The organism is Mediterraneibacter sp., from assembly GCF_030825015.1.
In the GTDB taxonomy this organism is placed as follows: Bacteria; Bacillota; Clostridia; order Lachnospirales; family Lachnospiraceae; genus Mediterraneibacter.
The window spans coordinates 92,710-115,908 of sequence record NZ_JAPJQP010000001.1 but is presented as its reverse complement, the minus strand read 5'-3'; the positions used below and the strand labels follow the sequence as shown (position 1 = coordinate 115,908).

Annotated in this window: 20 protein-coding genes; 1 reads left to right on the top strand and 19 read right to left on the bottom strand. The window is 42.6% G+C overall.

What is annotated here, in order from left to right:
- Nucleotides 1–16: 16 nt before the first annotated feature.
- The 13 genes from RCH61_RS00530 to RCH61_RS00470 form a co-directional block, all read right to left on the bottom strand.
- Nucleotides 17–2,338 (bottom strand): DNA internalization-related competence protein ComEC/Rec2, encoded by a 2,322-nt coding sequence (locus tag RCH61_RS00530; protein WP_306479556.1) that lies wholly within the window; start codon nt 2,336–2,338, stop codon nt 17–19.
- Nucleotides 2,335–3,300, bottom strand: coding sequence for a GerMN domain-containing protein (locus RCH61_RS00525; protein WP_178006212.1), 966 nt, complete (start codon nt 3,298–3,300; stop codon nt 2,335–2,337). Before RCH61_RS00525 ends, RCH61_RS00530 begins: the two co-directional genes overlap by 4 nt.
- The gene (locus RCH61_RS00520) at nt 3,297–4,790 is read right to left on the bottom strand and encodes a sensor histidine kinase (RefSeq protein ID WP_306479555.1); all 1,494 of its coding nucleotides are present in this window, start codon (nt 4,788–4,790) and stop codon (nt 3,297–3,299) included. Before RCH61_RS00520 ends, RCH61_RS00525 begins: the two co-directional genes overlap by 4 nt.
- Nucleotides 4,747–5,433: a response regulator transcription factor gene (locus RCH61_RS00515; protein ID WP_306479554.1), complete on the bottom strand. Its 687-nt coding sequence runs from the start codon at nt 5,431–5,433 to the stop codon at nt 4,747–4,749. The genes RCH61_RS00520 and RCH61_RS00515 overlap by 44 nt, the downstream gene beginning before the upstream one ends.
- Before the next feature lie 55 nt (nt 5,434–5,488).
- A complete protein-coding gene (locus RCH61_RS00510; RefSeq protein ID WP_178007319.1) occupies nt 5,489–6,133 on the bottom strand; it encodes a helix-hairpin-helix domain-containing protein in 645 nt (214 codons plus the stop codon).
- A gap of 180 nt (nt 6,134–6,313) precedes the next feature.
- Nucleotides 6,314–6,745, bottom strand: coding sequence for a DMT family transporter (locus tag RCH61_RS00505; protein ID WP_178007321.1), 432 nt, complete (start codon nt 6,743–6,745; stop codon nt 6,314–6,316).
- Nucleotides 6,746–6,826: 81 nt separating this feature from the next.
- Entirely contained in the window at nt 6,827–8,005 is a 1,179-nt protein-coding gene (locus tag RCH61_RS00500) for an aspartate aminotransferase family protein (RefSeq protein WP_178007323.1), read from the bottom strand.
- Nucleotides 7,995–8,897: an acetylglutamate kinase gene (gene argB / locus RCH61_RS00495; RefSeq protein ID WP_306479553.1), complete on the bottom strand. Its 903-nt coding sequence runs from the start codon at nt 8,895–8,897 to the stop codon at nt 7,995–7,997. The genes RCH61_RS00500 and argB overlap by 11 nt, the downstream gene beginning before the upstream one ends.
- 68 nt (nt 8,898–8,965) lie before the next feature.
- The gene (gene argJ / locus RCH61_RS00490) at nt 8,966–10,189 is read right to left on the bottom strand and encodes a bifunctional glutamate N-acetyltransferase/amino-acid acetyltransferase ArgJ (RefSeq protein ID WP_306479552.1); all 1,224 of its coding nucleotides are present in this window, start codon (nt 10,187–10,189) and stop codon (nt 8,966–8,968) included.
- 364 nt (nt 10,190–10,553) lie between these two features.
- Nucleotides 10,554–11,270 (bottom strand): class C sortase, encoded by a 717-nt coding sequence (locus tag RCH61_RS00485; protein ID WP_306479551.1) that lies wholly within the window; start codon nt 11,268–11,270, stop codon nt 10,554–10,556.
- Nucleotides 11,267–12,181, bottom strand: a complete 915-nt coding sequence (locus RCH61_RS00480) for a class C sortase (RefSeq protein ID WP_306479550.1) — start codon at nt 12,179–12,181, stop codon at nt 11,267–11,269. The genes RCH61_RS00485 and RCH61_RS00480 overlap by 4 nt, the downstream gene beginning before the upstream one ends.
- 76 nt (nt 12,182–12,257) lie before the next feature.
- Nucleotides 12,258–13,916, bottom strand: a complete 1,659-nt coding sequence (locus tag RCH61_RS00475) for a SpaH/EbpB family LPXTG-anchored major pilin (RefSeq protein ID WP_306479549.1) — start codon at nt 13,914–13,916, stop codon at nt 12,258–12,260.
- A 5-nt stretch (nt 13,917–13,921) separates the two neighbouring features.
- The gene (locus RCH61_RS00470; RefSeq protein ID WP_306479548.1) at nt 13,922–16,816 is read right to left on the bottom strand and encodes a prealbumin-like fold domain-containing protein; all 2,895 of its coding nucleotides are present in this window, start codon (nt 16,814–16,816) and stop codon (nt 13,922–13,924) included.
- 349 nt (nt 16,817–17,165) lie between these two features.
- Here RCH61_RS00470 and RCH61_RS00465 point away from each other — a divergent pair, with 349 nt between their 5' ends.
- Nucleotides 17,166–17,663 (top strand): helix-turn-helix domain-containing protein, encoded by a 498-nt coding sequence (locus RCH61_RS00465; protein ID WP_306479547.1) that lies wholly within the window; start codon nt 17,166–17,168, stop codon nt 17,661–17,663.
- A 97-nt stretch (nt 17,664–17,760) separates the two neighbouring features.
- Here RCH61_RS00465 and RCH61_RS00460 read toward each other — a convergent pair whose 3' ends face one another.
- The 6 genes from RCH61_RS00460 to RCH61_RS00435 all read right to left on the bottom strand — a co-directional run bounded on the left by RCH61_RS00460 (nt 17,761) and on the right by RCH61_RS00435 (nt 23,197).
- A complete protein-coding gene (locus RCH61_RS00460) occupies nt 17,761–18,207 on the bottom strand; it encodes a GNAT family N-acetyltransferase (protein WP_306479546.1) in 447 nt (148 codons plus the stop codon).
- A gap of 77 nt (nt 18,208–18,284) precedes the next feature.
- Entirely contained in the window at nt 18,285–19,325 is a 1,041-nt protein-coding gene (argC, locus tag RCH61_RS00455; protein ID WP_306479545.1) for an N-acetyl-gamma-glutamyl-phosphate reductase, read from the bottom strand.
- Nucleotides 19,326–19,624: 299 nt separating this feature from the next.
- Nucleotides 19,625–20,356, bottom strand: a complete 732-nt coding sequence (locus RCH61_RS00450; protein ID WP_178007671.1) for a creatininase family protein — start codon at nt 20,354–20,356, stop codon at nt 19,625–19,627.
- Complete coding sequence (locus RCH61_RS00445) at nt 20,353–20,997, bottom strand: bifunctional 4-hydroxy-2-oxoglutarate aldolase/2-dehydro-3-deoxy-phosphogluconate aldolase (protein ID WP_306479544.1); 645 nt, start codon at nt 20,995–20,997, stop codon at nt 20,353–20,355. The genes RCH61_RS00450 and RCH61_RS00445 overlap by 4 nt, the downstream gene beginning before the upstream one ends.
- The gene (locus tag RCH61_RS00440; RefSeq protein ID WP_306479543.1) at nt 20,979–21,893 is read right to left on the bottom strand and encodes a phosphotriesterase family protein; all 915 of its coding nucleotides are present in this window, start codon (nt 21,891–21,893) and stop codon (nt 20,979–20,981) included. The genes RCH61_RS00445 and RCH61_RS00440 overlap by 19 nt, the downstream gene beginning before the upstream one ends.
- Nucleotides 21,894–21,919: 26 nt before the next feature.
- Nucleotides 21,920–23,197 carry a PTS ascorbate transporter subunit IIC gene (locus RCH61_RS00435; protein ID WP_306479542.1) on the bottom strand — a complete coding sequence of 426 codons (1,278 nt, stop codon included), beginning with the start codon at nt 23,195–23,197 and terminating at the stop codon, nt 21,920–21,922.
- Between the last annotated feature and the right edge of the window lie 2 nt (nt 23,198–23,199).

The following is a 23,199-nucleotide window of genomic DNA, read 5'->3' as shown; positions in this document are numbered from 1 at the left end:
TATAAAGGAAAAAAGATCAGTTTGACAAGAGAAAACTATCAATCCTCATCTTCCTTCCATCAGAATGAATGCAGACAGCCCCGCCGATCTGCGTATTGTACACTTTTATATTCCGGTCTTTCAACTTCTTCACCGTCTCTTCATGGGGATGCCCATACCGATTATTCACACCGGCAGAGATCACGGCGGCTTTTGGATTGACTTGATCCAAAAATGCATCTGCCCCTGAATTTTTCGAGCCGTGATGAGCACATTTTAAAACTTCGCTTTCCCTTAAGACTCCGCTTTCAATGAGGAGCTCTTCTCCTTTTCCTTCTGCATCTCCGGTAAAAAGCATATCAAAATCCCCGTAAGACAGTGCAAGCACAAGAGAAGCCTCATTTCCTGCTTTCGGCTTCCTCTGATTCGGCACACCTTCTGAAGGCGGGCCGACACATTTCCATATCACGCCTCCTGTTTTTTCCTTTTTTTCTTCTGCATTCTGATTTTGGCAGATCTTCGCTCCGGCTTTCATCACAATAACACGGGTTTCGTTTTCGACTGCCGTTCGCGCCAGCTCTTCCAACTCCTCCCCCTGATATTCCTTTGGCGGAAGCACAAGAGTATTAATCCGAATCCCCAGCTTCTGCCCTTCCAATAATTCCCTCACTCCGCTGATATGATCTTCATCTCCGTGAGTCACGAAAACATAATCCAGATGATCTGCCCCTTCTGACAGTAAATACGGCTCGATCCGGTAAGCGCCGACTTTCTCCACATCACTGCTTCCTCCATCGATTAGAAACCGTTCTTTACCTGCCGAAATCACAATCCCGTCTCCCTGCCCTACATCCAGTACCGTCACCTTGATCTCTCCGTCGGTTTCGTGCCCGGTCTTACAGAAAAAGACTGTCAGCGCCGCCAGTCCCAGCAACAGATATCCGAAGATCCGTTTTCGAAAACAGCAGTACATTCCCCACAAAATGATCAAGATCACATAATACGCAGCCAGCAGTTCTATACTTGGCTTTCCGGCTATAATCCGGCCAAACGGAAGCATCTGCACCCCTTCGCACAACCGGTCATACAGCCACAACACCATACTTGCCGCCTTCAGCAAAACAGATCCGACAGGTCTTATGCAGAGTATCGCTGCTGTTCCGAACATCCCTGCGCCCATAAGGATCGAAAGCGCCGGAATGACGATCAGATTTAAAAAAACAGAATAAGGCGGAATTTCAAAATAGAAATACAGCGTCGGACCAAGTAAAAACAGATTGACTGCAAGACTTCCGCAAAGCCCTTTCCGCAGGGATGCCTTTTTCCCGATCCTGCGCTTTTCTTCTGTCTGTTTCCCACCGCAGAAAAACAGATGCTCAAGCAGCGGTGTCAGCATACAGATCCCGCAAAGAGCGCCAAAAGAAAACAAAAATCCGGGGTCCGTCAAAGAGAACGGATCTTCTGCACAGATCCATGCCGCGGCAAGCGCAAGACTCGTCGGAAGATCATAGTCCCTTCCCGCCGCTTCTGCACCCATCCGTACACAAAACATAATCAGCGCTCTGACAGAAGAAACGCTTCCCCCGGTCATGATCGTATACAGAAGAAGCACACCGCCTCCTGCCATACCCGAAAAAATAAATCCTAATCCGCTTTTTCTCATGATCCGATAGATCCCGCTTCCGATAAACGACATGTGCAGTCCCGATATCGCCAAAAGATGCCCGATGCCGTTTTTCTGATATGACTTCTTCATATCGATATCTAATTCTGACTTTTCCCCGAGCAAAATTGCGCTCATCGCATTTCCATAATACTCGCCGAGACACTCTGTAAAAAGTCTTTTCCAGTTCCGGCGCAATATATGAAGATACTGTCTGACCCTCTCTGTCTTCCGAGACACAATCTCTGATTCATCCGCCCATACACAAGCAGAGATCCTCTGCCTTTTATAATAAGCTTTTTGATCAAAATTCCCCGGATTGCGGGCTGTTTCAAATGCAGACGCCCTTCCTTTTATCCTGAGCCTGTTTCCGATCTTAACCGGCTCTGCTGCCTCCTTATCCAAATAGACAAGGATCTTTTCCTGATTTTTTTGTGAAAGTTCCTGCGAAAAATTTTGCAGATAATCATGATTTAATAAAGATACGGCATTCTTCTTTAAACGAACTGCCGTCACAGATTTCTTTTCCTCGATCGTATCTACTGTTCCTTCCAGCAAAACACCGATCTCTTCCTTCTTTTGCTCCAAAGCCTGCCCCAGCGCGGAAGTATAAGCTCCCGCGCCGAAACACAGCGCTCGGACTGCCTGTGCTGCAAGAAACAGCACACAAAATATGCATAATGGTCTTTTTCTCATTCCTGATCGTCGGCTGCGATCAAATCCAGATCTTCCTCCAATGGCTGTGAAAGATCTACTGCTCCCATATACTTGGCTTTCGACTCTCCGTTAATCGTAATCTGAACCTGCGTCGCCTCTGTTCCCTCAACAAGCGAATTTACGATCGAATAAATAGTAAGTTTCGGCAAGATATCATACTCTCCTGTCAAGAACGTACTGTCAAAATTCACATAACAAATATTATCTTTAATCGTCACACCTAGCAGATTCGCATTGGAATTGATCGTAGGGTACGCTCCGCTCTCAGGCCCCTGCATTAATTTTTCTACGATCATCTTCCCTTTCGACAAATTACTGTTGTACCTTGCCGTAACTGTCTGTGGTACGAGTTTGTCACCGCTCTCATTTGCAAAATACAAAGTCAGTTCCACGGTCTGATAGGCGCTTGGAGATGATCCGGCAGTTTCCACGAAATCATCTTCTGTCATAAGCCCCACCGCATTGCCTTTACCGTCTTTCAAAGATTCCCCGTCGATCGTAAACAAGACCGCGTTGACTCCTCCGATTTCCAAAAGCGATCGAACAATAGATGCCCGCATCAGTTTTTCCTCCAAACTGTTGACTTCCAAATAAGCTTTACTGAAATCTACATCTAAAATACTTCCCCGAAGCTCGTATTTCTGCACCTTCACCTCATTCGGAATAGGCGGAACATATTCGATTTTTTCCGAAGGTTTCCGAAGTGTCTCCAACATATCTTTTGCTGTATTACAGATCTCTTCCTCAGTCATCTTCCCATCGTCCGTCTCTTTCTCGTACGGCACTTTAACAAGTCCGGTTCTGTCTTCATTAAGATAGTAAACCGACATCTCGGAATCTTTTTTTCCTTTTCCACCGCAGCCCGAAAGAAACAGGGGCAGACACAACGACAGAATAAGACAGATGCAGATTACAACTGCAAGTTTCCTGTTTCTTTTCATCTTCCCACTCCTTCCGGCACTGTCGTGTAGATCAGCGGAATACGAACCGTAAAGGTTGTTCCTTCGCCTTCCTCACTATACACTTTGATGGAACCTCGATGAACGATAACCGCATTTCTTGCAATCGCAAGGCCTAAGCCAGTTCCTCCGATCTCTCTGGAATGAGACTTGTCCACCCGATAAAATCGTTCAAATATATGCGCCTGGTCTTCCTGCGGTATTCCCAGTCCCGAATCTTCCACTTTCAGATAAAAATATTTATGATCGGCATTCAAGGACACATGAACCCAGCCGTTTTCATGATTGTACTTGATTGCATTTTCCACAAGATTAGAAACAGCAAGCGTAAATTTCGTCTCGTCGATCTCTGCACTCACCGGTCGGAAGCTTTCCAAAACCATCTCCACATTTTTCTTCTCCGCAATCGGTTTGAGCCGTTTTAAAATCTGTTCAAGCAAATCATTGATATTCACCTGCTGAATATTCATCGTCTGTCCTGTACGGTTCATTTTCACAAGCGAGAGCAGATCGGTTATGATCTGATTTTCTCTGTCGATCTCTTTCGCAATATCTTCCATAAATTCACGGTACATCTCCACCGGAAGACCTTCCTGCTCAAGAAGCGAATCTGCCAATACTTTCATCGACGTCATCGGCGTCTTTAGTTCATGGGAAACATTCGAAACAAATTCTTCTCTGGAATCGTCCAACTGTTTCAGCCTGCCGAGCATCTTGTTAAAGGCTTCGCTTAACTGACTCGTCTCCGCAAACGTATCTACATGCAAAACATCATCGCTGTATCCCTCGCTCACGTTCTCAATCGCTCCTGTAATCTTATGGATTGGTTTCACAAGCTTATTCGCCAGAGCCACCCCAAAAACAGCCAGAAGAATCGCTGCGATTCCGACGACAACGCCGCCGTGTGTATAAAATACCTGTTTCGTAACTTCTATGCTGTCCGTAGACACACTTGCCAAAATCACACCGTCTATTTTCTTCTTTCCCGGAAGATTGATCGGAGACGTCACTTCGATGTAATGATTCTTTTTGTCATAATGATTCGTCGGCTCTGCCTTCATACAGCGCACAACATTCTCTGATACATTTGTCTTGCCTTCATCAAGATTATATGTATCTTTTATCACGCACAGATCTTCATCCATGATCATTACCCTGCCGTTATAGATATTAGTCAGTTGGGTCAGATTGGAATCGATCACTTCCGAGGTCGGATCTGAAAGATAGCCGTATGCCGAAAGCTGATTACTTAATATGGTACACTGATTTTGAATTTCCGCAGTCCGAAGTTCGACCGCCCGCGACTCGTAAAATCTTACGATCCCGAAAAGCGTTGCAAGGCAGGGGATCAGCCCTGCCAGCATCGTACAGAGGATCACGCAGAAGCGCATGTTCCCGAAAATCTTACGGTTAGATATAAATTGATATTTAATCTTGGAAATAATAACCCACTCCCCACTTCGTATGTACATATTTCGGTTCACTCGGATTCATCTCGATCTTTTCCCGAAGTCTTCTGATATGTACGTCTACTGTTCTTGCATCTCCCGGATAATCGTATCCCCAAACGAGATTCAGAAGATTCTCCCTGCTGTACACTTTATTCGGATTCATCGCCAAAAGCTCCAAAACATCAAACTCTTTTGCCGTAAGGTTGATCTCTCTCTCCCCGATGAACACTCTCCGGCTCTCACAATCGATCTTCAGACTTCCTTTGACCAGCACCGGACCGCCTGACGGTTCTTTCCTCTTTGACGTCCGCCGCATGATCGCTTTGATCCGTGCCTTAACCTCTAAAATATTGAACGGTTTCGTTATATAATCGTCCGCACCGTATTCCAAACCTAAGATCTTATCCATGTCTTCACTCTTTGCCGTCAGCATCACCACCGGCATATCCGAAAATTCCCGGATCTGCTGACACACCTGAAATCCGTCCAGTTTCGGCAGCATTACATCGAGAAGAACAAGATCATACTCACAGGTTTTCGCGTATTCAAGAGCCTCCTCGCCATCATAGGCGCAATCCACTTCCATCCCTTCTTGTTCCAGGCTGAAACGAATTCCTTTTACAATCAGCTTTTCATCATCAACAACTAAAATTCTTTTACCCATACTCCTCTTTTTTCGACTCCTTATGCATCGCGGTCCGTAAACCGCTCTTTTTCTGTCAAATCGTTATATCTTCTTTTATTTTGTTAAATACTCCCTCTTTGATTCCCTCAATCTGCATCAATTCCTCAATCGACTGAAAACCTCCGTGCTCCTCACGGTAAGCGATAATACTTAACGCTTTCGCCTCTCCGACTCCTGTAAGCGTCATGAGTTCCTCTTTTCCGGCTGTATTAATATTTATCTTCCCATCATCCGTACGTTCGGTTATTTTCGATCCAACCCCTGTGCCTTGTACTTCTTCTGCCGAAGGCACGTAAATCTGTTCTCCGTCAACAATGACCCTCGCCTGATTGACTGCTTCCGGCGCGGCATTCTCAGTTGCTCCGCCTGCCAGCGCGATCGCCTGAAATACCCGAGCATCATGTTCCAGCTCATATACGCCCGGGTTATGCACTTCCCCGCACACATACACAAATACTTTTTTGCTTTTTGTTTTTCCGTCAGCCGTACCGCTGTCTCCAGCTTCGTTGTCTGCGCTGTCTGCATCCTCGTCTTGTGCAGTGAATACAAAGTCTTCCGTCCCTGTTTCTGACACTTCTGCATCATTTTTTGCACATCCGATGATCCAAGACGCGGCAGTAAAAAAGAGCGCTGTCATAACAGCATGTTTTTTCATTCTTTTCTTCAGATTGTCTCGCATATTCTTCTCCTCAGCTTTGCCGGGAGAATTACCCCTTTTTATATCGGACATTAGTATTGTAACGAATTTTTACTAAAAATACAATAGATAATTAACGTCTTGTTACATCCTTATCCTTGTATTACTATTTTATTTCTTTTTCTTTACGAATTTTATACGAATATTTCATATTTGTTACTTTTACTTCCATTGAAAGACAGTTATGCCTACTACTGCAAGAAGCAGCCCTCCTGCTTTTCGCCATGAAAACGGCTCTTTATCCATTCCAAATAATCCAAAAAGCTGGATCAGATACGCAACCGTAAGCTGCGCGATCACGATCAAAAGAGCGGATCTTGCAGGTCCCAGCGCATCAATACTCTTTATGACCGTCCATGTGATTCCCGCGCCGATCACGCCTCCCAACAGCATATATTTGGGTTGTACTTCCATTAGCTGCGTCACCTGATCTCTCCCCGTAAAAAGCCACATTGCAAAACAGACCGCAAATGCAGTCAACTGTACCCAGCCGTTTCCGACCCACATCCCGGTTGTCTTTGTGACCTGTGTATTAAATACTCCCTGAATACTCATAAGCGCTCCTGATAGAAGGGCAATAAAAAAACCGATCATATACATACCTCCGAACTGTTTAAACGAAACAATTTTCTCACTTTCCTTAGTATGTCCTACGACCGGTTTCTTATTCTGTTTTTATGCAAGTATTCTGCGCATTTTCTCAACCATCTGATCGATATGCTCTTTTTCTACAATCAGAGGCGGAACGAAGCGGATCACATTTCCCTGCGCCTGTATAATAAGCAGACCTTCCTCAATCGCGCGATCATTGACTTCTTTGATCGGCTTTGTAATCACAAGTCCCTGCATAAGACCTTTTCCTCTGCGCTCTGTCACACAGTCAAATTCTGCCTTAAGTTCTTCTAATTTTTCTGTAAAATACGGAGTAACCGCATTGACATGTCCTACGATGTCCTCCCGCTCAAAGATATGAAGAACCGTCTTGACCGCAGTACATGCAAGAGGATTTCCGCCGTATGTTGCGCCGTGATCTCCCGGCTGCAGAGAATATCCGGCAACTTCTTCTGTCATGGCAAACGCTCCAACCGGAATCCCGTTTCCGATCGCCTTCGCCATCGTAAGGATGTCCGGTTTCACCCCGAATCCTTGCCATGCAAACATCGATCCGGTTCTTCCCATTCCGCACTGCACTTCATCACAGATCATAAGAATGTCATTCTCATCACAGATTTTCCGAATGCCTTCCATAAACTTCTGCTCTGCAAGATGGATTCCGCCTTCTCCTTGAAGCGGTTCTAAAATGATCGCGCATGTCTTTTCATTCACAAGCGCTTTCACACTTTCAAGATCATTGAACTTTGCAAACTTCACTCCCGGAACAAGCGGTTCAAATGGTTCTCTGTAAGAATCATGTCCTGTCACTGACACCGCTCCGAACGATCTTCCATGAAAAGAATTTTCCATGGCAATAAATTCATATCTGCCCGTTCCCTTCGTATATGCATATCGTCTCGCCGCCTTCAAAGCTCCTTCATTTGCCTCTCCGCCGCTGTTCGTGAAAAATACCCGATCCATTCCGCTGACTTTATTCAGCGCTTCTGCCGCCTCTCCGCAGCTTTCATGATAATAAAGATTCGATGTATGATATAGTTTGTCAATCTGTTCTTTGAGAGCCCCGTTCAGCTCTTTATTGTCGTATCCAAGTCCTGTCACCGCAAATCCTGCCGCAAAATCAAGATATTCTTTTCCTTCTGTATCATACAGATACATACCCTCTCCATGATCGAGGGCGATCGGGAAACGATTGTATACATGGATAAGATTTTCTTCTGCCGCCTGTATTTTACTGTTCATCGTGATTGTACCTGCTTTCTGTGCTGTTTAAAATCGCTGTTCCGATTCCTTTATTTGTAAAGATCTCAAGAAGGAGACAATGAGGAATCCTTCCGTCAAGAATATGTACTCTGGAAACGCCAGCCTCGATTGCGTCAATGCAATTCTGTAATTTCGGAAGCATTCCGCCGCCGATATAACCTTCTGTCATCAACTTTTCCGCTTCTTTTACACACAGCTCTGAAATCAATGTAGAAGGATCTTTCGGATCTTTATATACGCCTTCAATATCTGTCAGAAACGCCAGCTTTTCCGCCTTCACCGCACGAGCGATCGCACATGCCGCGTCATCTGCATTAATATTATATGTCTGATAATTATCATCTAAACCTACAGGACAGATGATCGGAAGAAAATCCTTTTCCAAAAGATCGTAAATAATCTGCGAGTTTACTTCTTTGACTTCGCCTACATAACCGATGTCCTGCCCATCAGAATACTTTTTATCCACTTTCAGAAGAGCGCCGTCCTTGCCGCTGATGCCGATTGCCCGTACACCAAGACTCTCCACAAGCTGAACAAGACTTTTATTCACCTTTCCGAGAACCATTTCCGCCACTTCCATCGTATCTTCATCTGTCACTCGAAGACCATTGATAAAGTTCGGTTCCATTCCGACTTTTCCTACCCATTTACTGATCTCTTTTCCTCCGCCATGCACGATGATCGGTTTAAACCCAACAAGTTTTAAAAGAGTCACATCCTCGATCACACGACGTTTCAGATCCTCGTCAATCATAGCGCTTCCGCCATATTTCACAACGATGATCTTCCGGTTGAACCGCTGAATATACGGTAAAGCCTCGATCAGGACTTCTGCTTTGTCAAGATATTGCTGCATATTTTTATTCATGTTCTCTCTCCAATCTTCCTGTCTGATATCCTTCATTTTGCAAATCATTCTTTCTTTGCTGATGTCTGTTAACTTCTGTAATCTGCATTAATGCTGATATATTCGTGAGTCAGATCACATCCCCACGCCGTCGCCTGAGCGTCTCCTTCTTTAAGATCTGCAACTGCCGTCACCTTCGATTGTGACAGGATCTCCGTCGCTTTCTCTTCACTGTAATCTAACGCAACTCCATTTTCGATAATCTGAAGTTTTCCTGCGGAGCTTTCAAAAAACAGATCCACTTTCTCCGGATCAAACTGTGCTCCTGAATATCCCATCGCGCAGAGAATCCTTCCCCAGTTTGCATCATGCCCTGCGATCGCTGTTTTCGTCAAGTTTGAACAAATAATTGATTTTGATAAGATCTTTGCCTGCTCTTTCGTCTTCGCACCGACTACTTTCACCTCGAAAAGCGCCGTTGCCCCTTCTCCGTCTCCTGCCATCTCCTTGGCAAGCGTCTCGTTCACATAATGAAGCGCTTCTTTAAACTGAAAATACTCTTTCGTTCCATACTTAATCTTCTTATTATCCGCCAGTCCGTTAGCAAGCAAAAGAACCGTATCGTTTGTAGACGTATCTCCATCCACGGAAATCATATTATATGTATCTTCCACATCTTCGCTTAGCGCACATTGAAGCGCTTTTTTCGTGATCGCCGCATCCGTTGTCAGAAAGGCTAACATTGTACACATATTCGGATGGATCATTCCCGACCCTTTCGACATTCCGCCGATCGTCACGGTTTTTCCTCCGATCTCCAATGTAACCGCCGCTTCCTTTTTCTTCGTGTCTGTCGTCATAATCGCTTTTGCCGCTTCTATTCCGCTCTCTCTGCCGCTGTCCTTTGTCTCTGCCAGCATTTCAATTCCTGCTTTCACCCGGTCCATCGGAAGCTGCATACCGATCACCCCTGTAGAACCGACAAGTACACTGTCCGCATCCACGCCGAGAACGGCTGCCGCCTCTTTCGCCGTCTCTTCACAATATTTCATCCCCTCTTCTCCGGTACATGCATTCGCGATGCCGGAGTTCACGATCACAGCCTGCGGTTTCCGTTTACTTTCTATAATTGCGCGATCCCATTTTACAGGCGCCGCTTTCACAAGATTGGTCGTAAAAGTTCCTGCTGCCTTACACGGCTTTTCGCTGTAGATCAACGCCATGTCTGTACGGTCTTTATACTTGATCCCCGCTGCTGCTGCCGCTGCCTGAAATCCTTTTGCCGCTGTCACTCCGCCATCGATTACTTTCATTTTATCCTCTCCTTCTCTTCTTTTCCTTCATTCTCTTTACCAAAACAGGTCAGAAAAACTTCTCCGAAACTCACAGACCTTCGCAAATATTTCCCATATAAATCAAGAAAACTCCGCCCCTCGAAAGAGGCGAAGTCAATCCGCGATTTCACTTTGATGAAAGAAGAACTGTTTTTTCCGAAACGTCTGTGCTGTTATTTTTGTTCTCCCCGCCTTTTTCTCTGTGATGATCTTATATCATCTCTTCTTCTGAATCTATTCGTAAATATTATTAGCTACTATATTATGAAATAAAATCCATTTTGTCAACCATTTCACCATTGGATTTTCAATCAGATTTTTAACCGGATTTTCAACTCTGCAATCATTTTACATCCTGAACTCGCTCACAGTAAACTAAGTACCGCTGATAATTGTGAGGGTATGGATGACAGGTCACAAGTGTCACCATATCTTTCCCTTCCTGTATTCTGATCTTATTGATCTCATCCGGAGAAATAATCTCGATCTTCTCCACTTTGTAAGTCATCGTTTCCCACAAATTCGTAATAAATATTTCATCACCGATTTTTAGTTTCTCAATTTCCCGAAACATCTTTGCATAGCTGTATCCCCTGTGGGCAACAACCGCCATATTCGTATTCTTCCCGCCGATGGGCATGGATGTTTCTGTAAGCTGAGCAGCTCCCTTTGACATATTTTCTTCATTAGCCCCCAAATATAAGGGCAGTTCGATCCCCATAGCCGGAATTCGGATATATCCTGCAATTCCATCTTCTATTCCGTATTCTTCCAAACGGATTGCCGGATCTTCATACGCATATGGATCCATCAGTTTTTCCTGATTGTTTTCTATAAGCTCTTCATTATACTTCTTCATCGCTTCATAAAGACGAGTATATTTTTCAGGATCTGTATGCTGAACGCTTTCCATGTTTTCTTCAAATTGCCGGGACATGATCCCTGTCTTTATTCCATAAAACAGCTGCAAAATGTGGGGATACAAAAGGATCCCGCATCCGATCAAAAGGAGGATCAGACCGAAAACAAAAAGTTTTCTTCGTTTTTTTACTTTTTTCATCTTCTTCTCCTTTGCACACCGCTTTTCTTCCCTGCTTTTTTCCTTCTTCCCCTTGTTCTTCTTCGCTTCTTTCTTATTTTCCTGATACATATCGTCACTACAGCCACAAATAAACTAAACAGTGCAAATGCCGCTGCTGCATATGCGATTATTTCTGTCATATCCCGCGTTTTTTTCACCGCATCTTGCTCTTTCACATCGTTTTCTTCCACAATTTCGTCAGACGTTTTTTCACCCCGAACAAGCAGTCTGTGACTGTTCACTCCGTAGGGCGTACATGTTAAAAGGGTCACATATTCCTTATCTGCTTCCGGGCGCAGCGCGTCTGTATCTTCCGGCTCGATCACCAAAATCTGATCCACCTCATAAGTCAGAAGATGATCCAGCACATGGATATAAAACAAATCCCCTTCTTTCATTTTATCCAGATCCGTAAACAGCTTTGCCGTAGACAGCCCTCTGTGAGCTGCAAGAACCGAATGCGTGCCTTTTCCCCCTATAGGAAGGGCAGTGGTTTCCATATGTCCGACGCCCTTCCTTAACACCTTCTCGCTGACTCCATGATAGATTGGGATCTTGACATCAATCGCCGGAATTTCAATATATCCCATAACCCCCTCTTTTTCTTCTACATCGAGCACATCCTTATAATTATCAGGCAGAACCGAACCGCTTCCTAAGATGAACGGGTCTTCTACAGACGTTCCGGTGACAGATTCATTATACTTTACCGCCTTTTCCCATTCCGCCTTCAGATCTGCCTTCGGAAGTTCTCCCACAGTTTCCGCATAATTGCTGATCATCTCTGCCTGATGCCGCTCCGCCAATTTATTACTGACTGCGGGATACAATAGAATACATGCTCCGATCAGAAAAAGAACACTTACGATTAGTTTCTTACTTCTGCTCATAATTACCTAAAGGGAGGTTCGTCCGCTGAGACTCCCTCCCTCTTCCTTCTTAATCTTTCAATCTATTTTCTATTGATTAACGATCCTTTTTCTTTCTGGACATCAGGATAATAATTCCTGCCGCCGCCATTACAGTCAAACCAACTGCCGTAAAGATGATCGTTCCTCTTCCGCCTGCTGCCGGAAGCTTACTCGGTTTTACGTTTACGATCGTTTCTGTGGGGTCTGCTGCGACAGATGACGTCTGGTTCACTTTCACTTCAAAATATTTACTTGGAAGCTGATAACCTTTTACTGTTTTTATCTCTACGATGTAGTACGTCTTCTCTCCGGTTCCTTCATTGTCGCCTTTCACTTTACCTGTTTCATTTGCCTTATTAGTATAATATGCAAGACCTTTGAACTCTGCAACACCATCAGAATTCGTCCTTACAATAGTTGTATACTTCGTTTGATTCGGATCATATACTTCCAATGCACCCTTAATGTCTTCTACCGGATTATTATTTTGAAGAACTTCTACTGCTGCCTGTGCGTTTTCCAAGGTATCAAAAATCATAAATTCAACACCCTCTAAAGGAGCTCCATCTACTTTTTCTCCTACCTTTTTCACAGAGATCCGACCCGTATGTACTTCCGGACGTTGATCCTCCGGTACGCTTACTGTAACAGTTTCACTGCCCGCCACATTTGTAAAATTCAAATCTGCACCATTATAGATAGCTTCTCCTGTTTTTGCCGTTTCATTTATTACTGTCTTAAATTGGATCTGAAGAAATGCCGCCGGTTCAACTGAAAGGTTGATTAATTTTTTCAATTTCACCTTTCCGGCATCTGTAAGACTTACTTTCAATGTATTACCATTATTTTCAGAAGGTATCTGCACATTATAATCTGTGTCTTTTGTCAATGCACCTCCGTCCACCGATCCATATGTCATAGTTACAGCCTGAACAACAACTTCACCGTTTTCATCATATTTCTTATAAGTAAGCTGAGAGTCAATTTTATCTACGACTTCATATATTTGCGCTACATTATATTCATCTGATCCCGAGTCTTTTTTTAATGCAATATTACCCGGAATAGCCGTATTAATGATCCATGTCTGTTCTTCATTCATGTTGAAAGAATCATGCTTATTGCCTACATATGTAACATCTTTTTCAATGGACAATACTTCATTTTTCGGATATACATGCACATCATAGTTAAGCGTCTTCCCATCAGCCTCTGTCATCGGAACATCAACAAAAAATGCTTTTCCTGCCATCGCATCGTCTGCCTCATTTGGAAGGACAGCATTACTTCCATCTCCTCCGTCAATCCCTAATTCTTCTATTTTATATCTGCCTAAATTAAGCTTGCCAAAAGTAATTTCTCCATCCTTATCTGTTTGAGCCTCCGCACTATAAGCGAGATCGCCTTCTGCAGATACCCACTCTCCGTTTTCATTTTGCACTACTCTTGTAATCTTAAATTGAACATTCGGCAAAGGGACTGCTGTTTTTGGCAACTTATCTTCACTCAATGCAGTACCGCCGCTCTCTGTGTTTGATTCAAATGCATTTTCTGTATCCGGCATTTTATACTTATGAATCGTAATCGATCCTTTCTTATTATTATTTACGGTAATTCCTTCGTTTTCATCTGCTGCAAACGCAGTTGTCATTGTTCCAAACAGCATTACTGCCGCCAGAGCTATTGTTGTTAAACGTTTCAAAATCTTTCCCATAGTCTTTAAGCTCCTCTTCTTTTAAATTTAAAATACAGTACCAGTGAACAACAAATGATTACAACTCCACTAAATACAAAAATTCCCGTACCGTTTCCCCCCAACTTTGGAAGACGGCTTGTCTCTCTATTAGAAATTTTAAATCCATCTATGTAATTTCCGCTAATTGCAGGTACATCTCCTACCGCTTTAAAAGCAACTTCCTCTGTGCCTTCTTTTGTAATTTGAATTACCACCTCCCAATATCCTGTCGGTTTCAAATACCCCTTAGGCGCTTTCGTCTCCACAAGGAAATATGTTCCCGGCTTTAACCGGCCAAAATCAACAACACCCTCTTTTGATGAACCAACCGGTTCTCCTACTTGTTCCCATTCACCCGAAGTTTCATCTTTTTCCTGATAAATGGTAAACTCCGCATCTGCAAGCGCATCGCCTGTTTTTTCGTCTATCTTTTGAAAGGAAAACGGAACTGTAGGATCATTCCCAACTACAAAGCTGTCTCCTTCAAGTTTAAATTCCGGTGTCATCGAATCGTCTTTATTTGTTTTCTTTACGGTAATCCTTTCTTCCCCTTTATCCGGATCTGCATTCACAGTTACTGTCCACGTTCCTTTTGGCAAAATAAAGCCTTCTAATGTTTCCAGCTCCTCTAATATATATGTTCCTGATGTAAGGTCTGAAAAGGTTACGCTTCCATCTTCAGCGCTTTCCTGCTCATTCGTCCATGTACACCCTTTCTTATCCGTATTACCCTTTACATCATTATGTGCATGTGTACAAAGTTCCGGAGAGTTCAACCCACCACATTCTTCATCATGCTTATGATCACACGTAAGTTCAAATGTAACACCTGTCATAGGATCTCCGGTTTCCACATTTATTTTTTGAAATGAGAAATCCGTTGTAGCTCTTTCATTTTCTGCTTGCAATGTCACCTTTTCCTGAGTAAATACCGGATAAACCGTCACCGTACCATCGATTATTCCGACCTTATTTGCGCCTCCTTTTCCTGCATTAATAAACGCAGCAGCATTTGTCGCAGCTTCATTTTTTTCCGTCTCGTTTTTAAATTCTTGATACACATTTGTCTGTGTCTCCCGATCAAAATAACATACAATAATCTTATATAGCTCCAGCCCTTTATCCGGTATAACCTCCATCGTCACCTCAGGAGAATATCGATCTATATAAGTACTGTCTGCTCCGGCTGAAGTCGCCTGCCCTCCCGTAGGAGTTACCGTCGGTTCACCGCCTGTAATCACCACTTTTCCTCCGCCAACTTGGAAAAAAAGCGGAGTCGAATCCAATTTAAATCCTTTTGGCGCCTCTGCTTCTACAAAACAATAACTTCCACTCGGAAGTGTTGCTTCAAAGGAGATCTTACCATTCTCATCCGTCGTATAATAGTTTGAATCATATAAGTCCCCTTGTTCTGAATTTCCTTCTGAGTTTACATATGCCTTATATAGCTGAAATTTTGCACCCTTTACCGGTCTATCCGTATCTGCTACCGTCTTTGTAAAATCAATCTCCGTAAAAGCTGACGAAGGTCCCGGTTTTACCTTCGTATAAACATTGAGCATTTGACTAAATTTATATTTAATACTTGTACTGCTGGGAGTGATCAAATCATCCACAAAATTTTCTGCCGTTCCCCAAAATTTAAACTCGCTGTTTTCAGCTACGGCTACTCCAATTACAAGTTTCCCGCTTCTTGAAATTCCGTCAATCGGCAGTTCTGTATTCGTCAAATGATTATAATCTATTACTGCCCCTTCATTGTCCTTCTGCAACGCAATATATGTATCGTCCTTGTTTTTCGATATCTCAAACAGTTTATCTCCCCGTTTCATTTCCGGAAGCTGTATCTTCTCGCTTATTTCTATATCAGGAATATTCTCATCCGGTTTTATATAAACAAACGAAGGGAGCTTCATTTCACTCGCAACTTTAGTCAAAGTATCAAATAGCAAACGTCCTGCTGCTTCTTCAGGAATCCTTTGGATTGGATTTATAGATACATCAATACTGACATTTTTCGCCTTACTTCCAAACCAGGCTTTCCCCTCTTGAATGTCCGTTTCTCCATTTTCTGAAGCGATCGCTTTTATCCGTTCTATAGACAATGGATTCAAATCTGAAATCGCATTATTTTTTAAATCTATTGATTCTGCCTTTCTAAGCCATTCAATTCCTTCGATATTTTTGATCAATTCACTTTCCGGCTTTTGTGTATTCGACGCAACCTTTTTTTGGGTAATTTTTTTATCAGCATATTGTTCCACGCCGGGAATATCTACTAATGAATCATAGTATACCGTCGCCTTTTCTAATGTATCAAATTGTTCTGAAACAGCTATAACGTGAGTACTTGGATTGAATAGTATTTTATTCGCAGTTACTATGTAAGTTAATTTTCTCTCGTATCCGTCTGCTTCTATCGTTCCCGTAAAAGATCCCAAAACTTCTTTCACAGTTTGATCTCCTGTTCCCAGCCATCCGGCTTCAAACAAAGAATCATAAACTGCCGAGGCAAAATTACGATCTGTAAAACCAACGTCCATAATCTGCCGGATTCCCGTCTCTCTGTCTGCACTGATTGCCGTTTCTGTTCCCGCATAAACAGGCAATACAGAAAAAGTTTCCGATGATTCAACTGTATCAGTTTGTGCAGTTTGTGCAGTTTCCTCTGTTTCGTTTTCCTTATTCTGCCCTGCCTTATCTGATGTCTGATCGTCGGAAACTTCCTTCGCTGTTTTTGTATTCTTTATTGATTGTTTCGTCACTGTGGTTGTCTGTTGTTTACTTGCCTGAACATCTGTCACGCTCCCTGCCGTAAGAATAGATCCAAGCAATAAGCTGCATAATAACAGTGACACGCCCCTCTTTATTTTATTCATTCTCTACTCCTCTCCTCATCTTCTTTATTGTTCTGCTCATGGCGTCCCAACTCCTTTCTACTACACTGCTGTGAAAAGCAGAAGATATCAGTGAGAATTATTTCTGTCCACACCGCCCCTTTTTTTATTGCCCTCTATTTCGAAAATAGAGGGCAAATTAGTTTTGCCCCCTCCAAAGAGTTACTTTTCGGAATGTTTTATCGGTTAATCCGCATATAGTAACTAGGCATTACCAATATTACCACATTAAACCTATACACTTCAAGTAAAAATGTAACTATATGTTGTCAAAATATTGCCAAGATTTATGGGAAACACTTAATATATCGACACTTAAAGGAGACATCATATGAAAAACCCGAAACAAATTTTTGCTTCCACACTGAAAGATTTACGGCACAAACATCATTTTTCGCAAGAAAAACTGGTCGCACAAATGCAAATCCGAGGAAGTACTATCTCACGAGAAGGTTACAAATTTATCGAATCCTCCTCCGGCAATATCAAAGTTTTTGACTTGGTCGTCTTAAAAAACATCTACAATATTCCTTATTCTGATTTCTTTGTTGATCTAACGCCCATTTCACTCCCAAGAACTTCGATAACTATGCTGCTTAGACATCCTGTATTTACCAATAATCTTGCTCTGTTAAGAACATCTCATGGCTATACACAGCAGCAACTAACTGATACAATGAGCACGATGGGAGCGTTTATCCATCGAACCGCATACGCAAATATTGAACGGGGAAAGCGTAACCTTCGAACAACCGATCTTGTTTGCCTAAAAATGATATACGATATTCCTTACGAAATGTTTTTTGAGGGAATCGATATCCAAAAATAAATTTTTCAAAACATTTTTTATCACTTCTTCTCTCTATATTAAAAGCAGAACTGTACCCTGTTACAGTTCTGCTCATATATCGGATTGCATTCTTCTCTTATTGTTCGTTGAACGCTGTTATATTTTCCTCATTTAACGTAAAATCATAGTAATTCAGATCCAAACGTTCTGTCCAGCCAATCGTATTCCAAAAAGCATTTCCTATATCATTTTCTGTAAATGCAATCAAAGATACTTTATTAATCTGTTCTTCTTTCAGCGCTTTCATGGCAAAGACAACCATTTCTTTTCCTATTCCATGACGCCTGTATTGCTCATCCACACACACATGGTACAGGCATCCTCTTCTTCCATCATGCCCGCATAGAATACTTCCGACAATACGTCCGTCCTTTTCAGCCACAACGCTTGTTGTTGGATTTCGTTTCAAGAAACGATCTACCCCTTCCCTTGAATCATCGATGCTGCGAATGCCGAACCCTTTTATTTTTTTCCACAGAGCATACACTCCGTCATAATCTTCTATCGTCATGACTCGTATCATAATGATCTCCCTTTTTTCTGTTTGATTTTCTTCTGATCGCTTTTTTGCATACCGTAAACATACCGTTCCAAAACACATTACGGGAACATCGGCACAAGTTCCAAGCCTTCACTTTCCGGAAGTCCGAACATCAAGTTCATATTTTGCACTGCCTGCCCTGCCGCTCCTTTGACAAGATTGTCGATTGCTCCCATCATAATAATTCGATTTGTCCGCGGATCGATCTTAAATCCGATATCGACATAGTTGCTTCCTTCTACCCATTTTGTCTCCGGACACACCTCTTTTTCAAGTACACGCACAAACTTTTCACTGCCGTAATATTTATCATACACAGCCTTTACTTCTTCATAGCTTACTTCTTTCGTAAGTTTTGCATACTCTGTAGCCAAGATTCCTCTGTTCATCGGAACAAGATGAGGAGTAAAATTAAGAACTACTTTTTTCCCTGATGCATATCCAAGCTGCTCTTCAATCTCCGGCGTATGTCTATGTGTCGCCACTCCGTAAGCTTTGATATTTTCGTTTACTTCGCAATAAAGATTCGGAAGTTTTGCACCTCTGCCTGCCCCTGACGTTCCTGACTTCGCATCAATGATCAAAGTGTCCATATCGATCAGTCCTTCTTTTGCCAGCGGATATGCCGTCAATATAGAACATGTCGTATAGCATCCCGGATTTGCCACGAGGCGGGCATTCTTTACGTCTTCCCGATTAACTTCACACAATCCGTATACCGCCTCCTCAATAAACTGAGGCGATTTGTGTTCCAGCTTGTACCACTCCTCATAAACTTCTGCATCTTTCAAGCGGAAATCCGCGCTCAAATCTATAATCTTCGTCTTTGACAAAATATCTTCATTTACAAGAGACGCGCATAATCCCTGCGGAGTAGCCGTAAAAATAACGTCTACCCGGGATGCCAGCTCTTCCATATTATCATCCATACAGACCGCATCTACGATCTGAAACATATTTTGATATACGTCCGCGTATTTTTTATCTATGTAGCTTCTTGAGCCATACCATTTGATTTCTGCATCTTTATGCCCAGTCAATATTCTTACAAGTTCACCGCCCGCATATCCTGTTGCGCCGATAATTCCAACTTTTATCATAATCTATCCAATCCTCTCTGCTGTTTGTTTTTCAGGTTCATATCCTGTCCGCACGGTTTCTCCATGCATTATGGTATGAATATGCACCGTTTTGCATAATAATACATCGTTTCTGCATAATATGCAAGTTTTTTTCTATTATATCACATATTCGTCTACATTTTACTCCTATTCATTTACAAAAAACACCGGAAATCAAAACGTCTCCCATAAGTAAACTTTTAAGGATCGGTTCCGTTTCCGATGTTTTTTACACTTCTTTCTATTATTTATTTCTTTTTATGATCTTTTTGTATTTTTCAACCAAGCTCCTTCATACACTCCGCTATAATCGCCGATATATTTTCTGCAAACTGTTCCAGCATTGCCGCTCCTTTTTCTGCCGTTGCAGGAATCGGATTTCCATACGTTCCCGAGACACTCAGATCCCCGATTGAGGTGTTATCCATCCCATACACAATCGGTCTGGCGGGATATTCTTCCACCGCCCGCTCCATATGAACGATCTCCGGCTTTACCGCCAGCATAAGTGATGTCTCAAATTCACATGCATGAAACATACCTCCCCATGTCGGAGTCTCCATATATTCATTATAAATTTCTTTCATTCCCGGATAAAACATCCCCAGTACTTTCACATCTGTTTCATCTTGTATTTCCCGTATCGCGTATTTCATCGTTGACCCGTTCGCCTCATGTCCATTCAAAAAAACGAGAAGTTTTACTCCATATCTTTCTACAGAGCGAACAACATCCTTCAATGTTTCCTGAAGAATATTCTGCCTGACCGCCACGGTTCCGATCCTGTCACGCCAACTCCACGAATACCCGAAATGAATACTTGGATACACAAGAGCCCCTGTTTTTTCTGCTGCCCTTTCAGCCAGTGCTTCTGCCAAATAAACATCGGTTCCAAGGGGAAGATGATATCCATGCTGTTCCGTTGATCCAATAGGAACGATTACTACCGGAAATGCATGTAACTTTTCCTGCACTTCCTGCCATGTCATATCTTTCACCTGATTACTCATATTTTTGCCGCCTCCACATACTTTCGCGCTGTTTGTCTAATTGTTTTTAGATCGGTACTCTGCGCATGTTTCGGGACAAGATTGCTTCCAGCCGCCACACCTTTATATCCTAATCTATAAAAGGTCGTCGCGTTTTCCGGCGTTACCCCGCCAACTGCAACATAGTCCATCCTTGGGAAGGGACCTTTTAATGACTTAATATAATGATTGGAAAATGCATCCGCAGGAAATAATTTCACAAGATGAATTCCACAATTTGCCGCTGCCTGAACTTCAGAGGGCGTCAACACGCCGGGAAGAACTTCTATCTTCCGTTTCAACGCATACCGGACAATCTGCTCATCAAATCCAGGAGTCAAAATATACGGCACACCCATATCTGAAAGGACATCAATCTCTTCTTTTTTTGTCACTGTCCCTGCGCCAATATAAACATCTCGACCTTTGAAATGCTTTCTGCTAGTTCTAATGCATTGCATCCCGTTTTCTCCGTCACTTAGAGAAATTTCAAACCATCGGATCCCTTCTTCCACAAGTCCTTCCATAATAGGAATAATTTCTTTTTCTGCCACCTCACGAATGATCGACACAAGTTTTGCATTTTCTAACATCATTTCACTCCCTAATAAACTGCCAGCCATCGTTTCGGATTTTCTACAAAAATTTTATTAATGACATCCTCACTTACTCCTTCATCGAGAAGTCTTGGAATGAATTTTGTTTTAATATATCGAAATCCCGGACCGCCTCCATATCCTTCCAAATAAGATGCTCTTCCCATATCACCCGAAATAAGAAGCTGATCGGTATATCCGTGGGATATCAATGACTTAATTAATGCAATTCTAACACTGTCCGGATAATATTTTACCTTTCCCGGTCCGTCAAATTGAATATAAATTCCCCGATCTGCAAGTTTCAGCAAGTAATATTCATCCGGATTCCGATCTAAATGTCCTAAAACAACGGTAGAAAAATCTACTTTTTCACGGGCAAGAATGTCTAACAGTTCCATTCCCATCGTTCCGGCTTCGGTATGCCCCCAAATTGGCGCTCCACACTTTTTCTGTGCCTGTGCCGCTGCAACTGCCGTTTTTTCTTCGAGCGGATGGATCATATTATAATATGTACCAATTTTTATGAACCCTGCTCTGATCCCGTCTCTTCCTTTTAGGATATCATCTGCAAGAATATTGGAAATCTCTTCTGTGCTTTTTTCTTCTACCCACTGCGGATAGTAAATATGTTTGTTAAATCCGGTTGTAGCAATAACATGAACGCCTGTCTCTTCAGACATTTTTTTCAAAAGAGGCAGATTACGGCCATAATCTAAAGTAGATGCCTCTACCAATGTCTGTCCGCCTACCGATTTAAACAGCTTCAATTCCTCTACGCTTCCTTCATAATCACTGACTTCCAAATCCCTGTCTTTCTGACATATTGGCGGAACTGCATACAAATGTTCATGCGGGTATGTAAATCCCATTTCATCCGCCTTAATGTCTCCGCAAACTGTTCTCGCAAATTTCATTCTCATACCGCCTTCCTTTTTCCACTTTCCTTTTAAACTCCTGCAATCATTCCTATCAAGCGCATGAATACAGCCACAAGAATTGCGTCTGTCGATGCAAACCACAGACCTTCCACTCCATATCCTGTCACATCAATTAACGGATACGCCAGCGCCACGATCAGCGTAAATAAAAATCCTAAAAGAAATGAAGCGACAACGCATCCTCTTTTGCCACCTAATTTATCGCCAAACACTCCGGCAGCTCCGCCCATGAAAAATAAGCCTATCACTCCCGGTAATACAACAACTTCCAACTGAGTCGAAATCAAAGTTGCAAGAATTCCGCCGACCATTGCACAGAGAAAACCAACTGTTGTAGCAACCGGACCACTTGCATAAAAGATCGGAACATCCAACGCAGGTCTTGCACCCGGAATGAGTTTCTCGCTGATTCCTTTAAACGCCGGAATAATCTCACCAAGAAACATTCTGACACCTTGAAGCAGTACGAGTACTCCTGCTACAAATGTCATTGCCTGAATAACTGCATACACGATCACATTTTGTCCACCGGCTAATTCTGAAACAACTTCCGTTCCAGCCATCAAAGCTGTAAAGATATAAACTACGATCATAACGATACTCATAAGAATTGACATATCTTTCAAAAAGTCAAGTTTGTTCGACACTTTTACCTTTTCCCATGTATCCGTTTCTTCATCACGATTTTTCTTTCCGACTAACTTTCCAACAAATCCACTAAAAACAATCAGAGAACTTCCCCAAAATCCAAATGCAACCTCATCTGTTTTTAAAATTTTTCTTGTATAAGGCTGAGCGATTGCCGGAAATGCAACCATACAAATTCCCTGAACAACAGAACCGATTGCAACCGCCGTCCATCCGTTGATCCCCATCTGATCCAACACGATCGCCATCGTTCCTGCAAATGAAAACATCATATGTCCTGTCAGGAAAATATACTTAAACGGAGTAATTCTCGCCAAGATAATATTAATCACAAAAGATAAAAGCATAATCATAGGCGTTTCAAATCCAAGCACTGTCTGAACAGCCGCTACTAACGCATTATCTTCGGGAACAACGCCCGACATTCCAAATGCCGCGTTAAACATTGTACTAAACGGTGTCAATGCAGATGCAATCAAACTTGATCCTGCGCTCAAAATCAGAAAGCCCAGCATTGTTTTCATTGTTCCTTGAATCACGGTTGATGGTCTGTTTTTCATCGCAATAAGACCGATCATAGCTACCAATCCCAATACAACTGTAGGCTCACTTAAAAATTTCACAAAAAAATTCACCATAA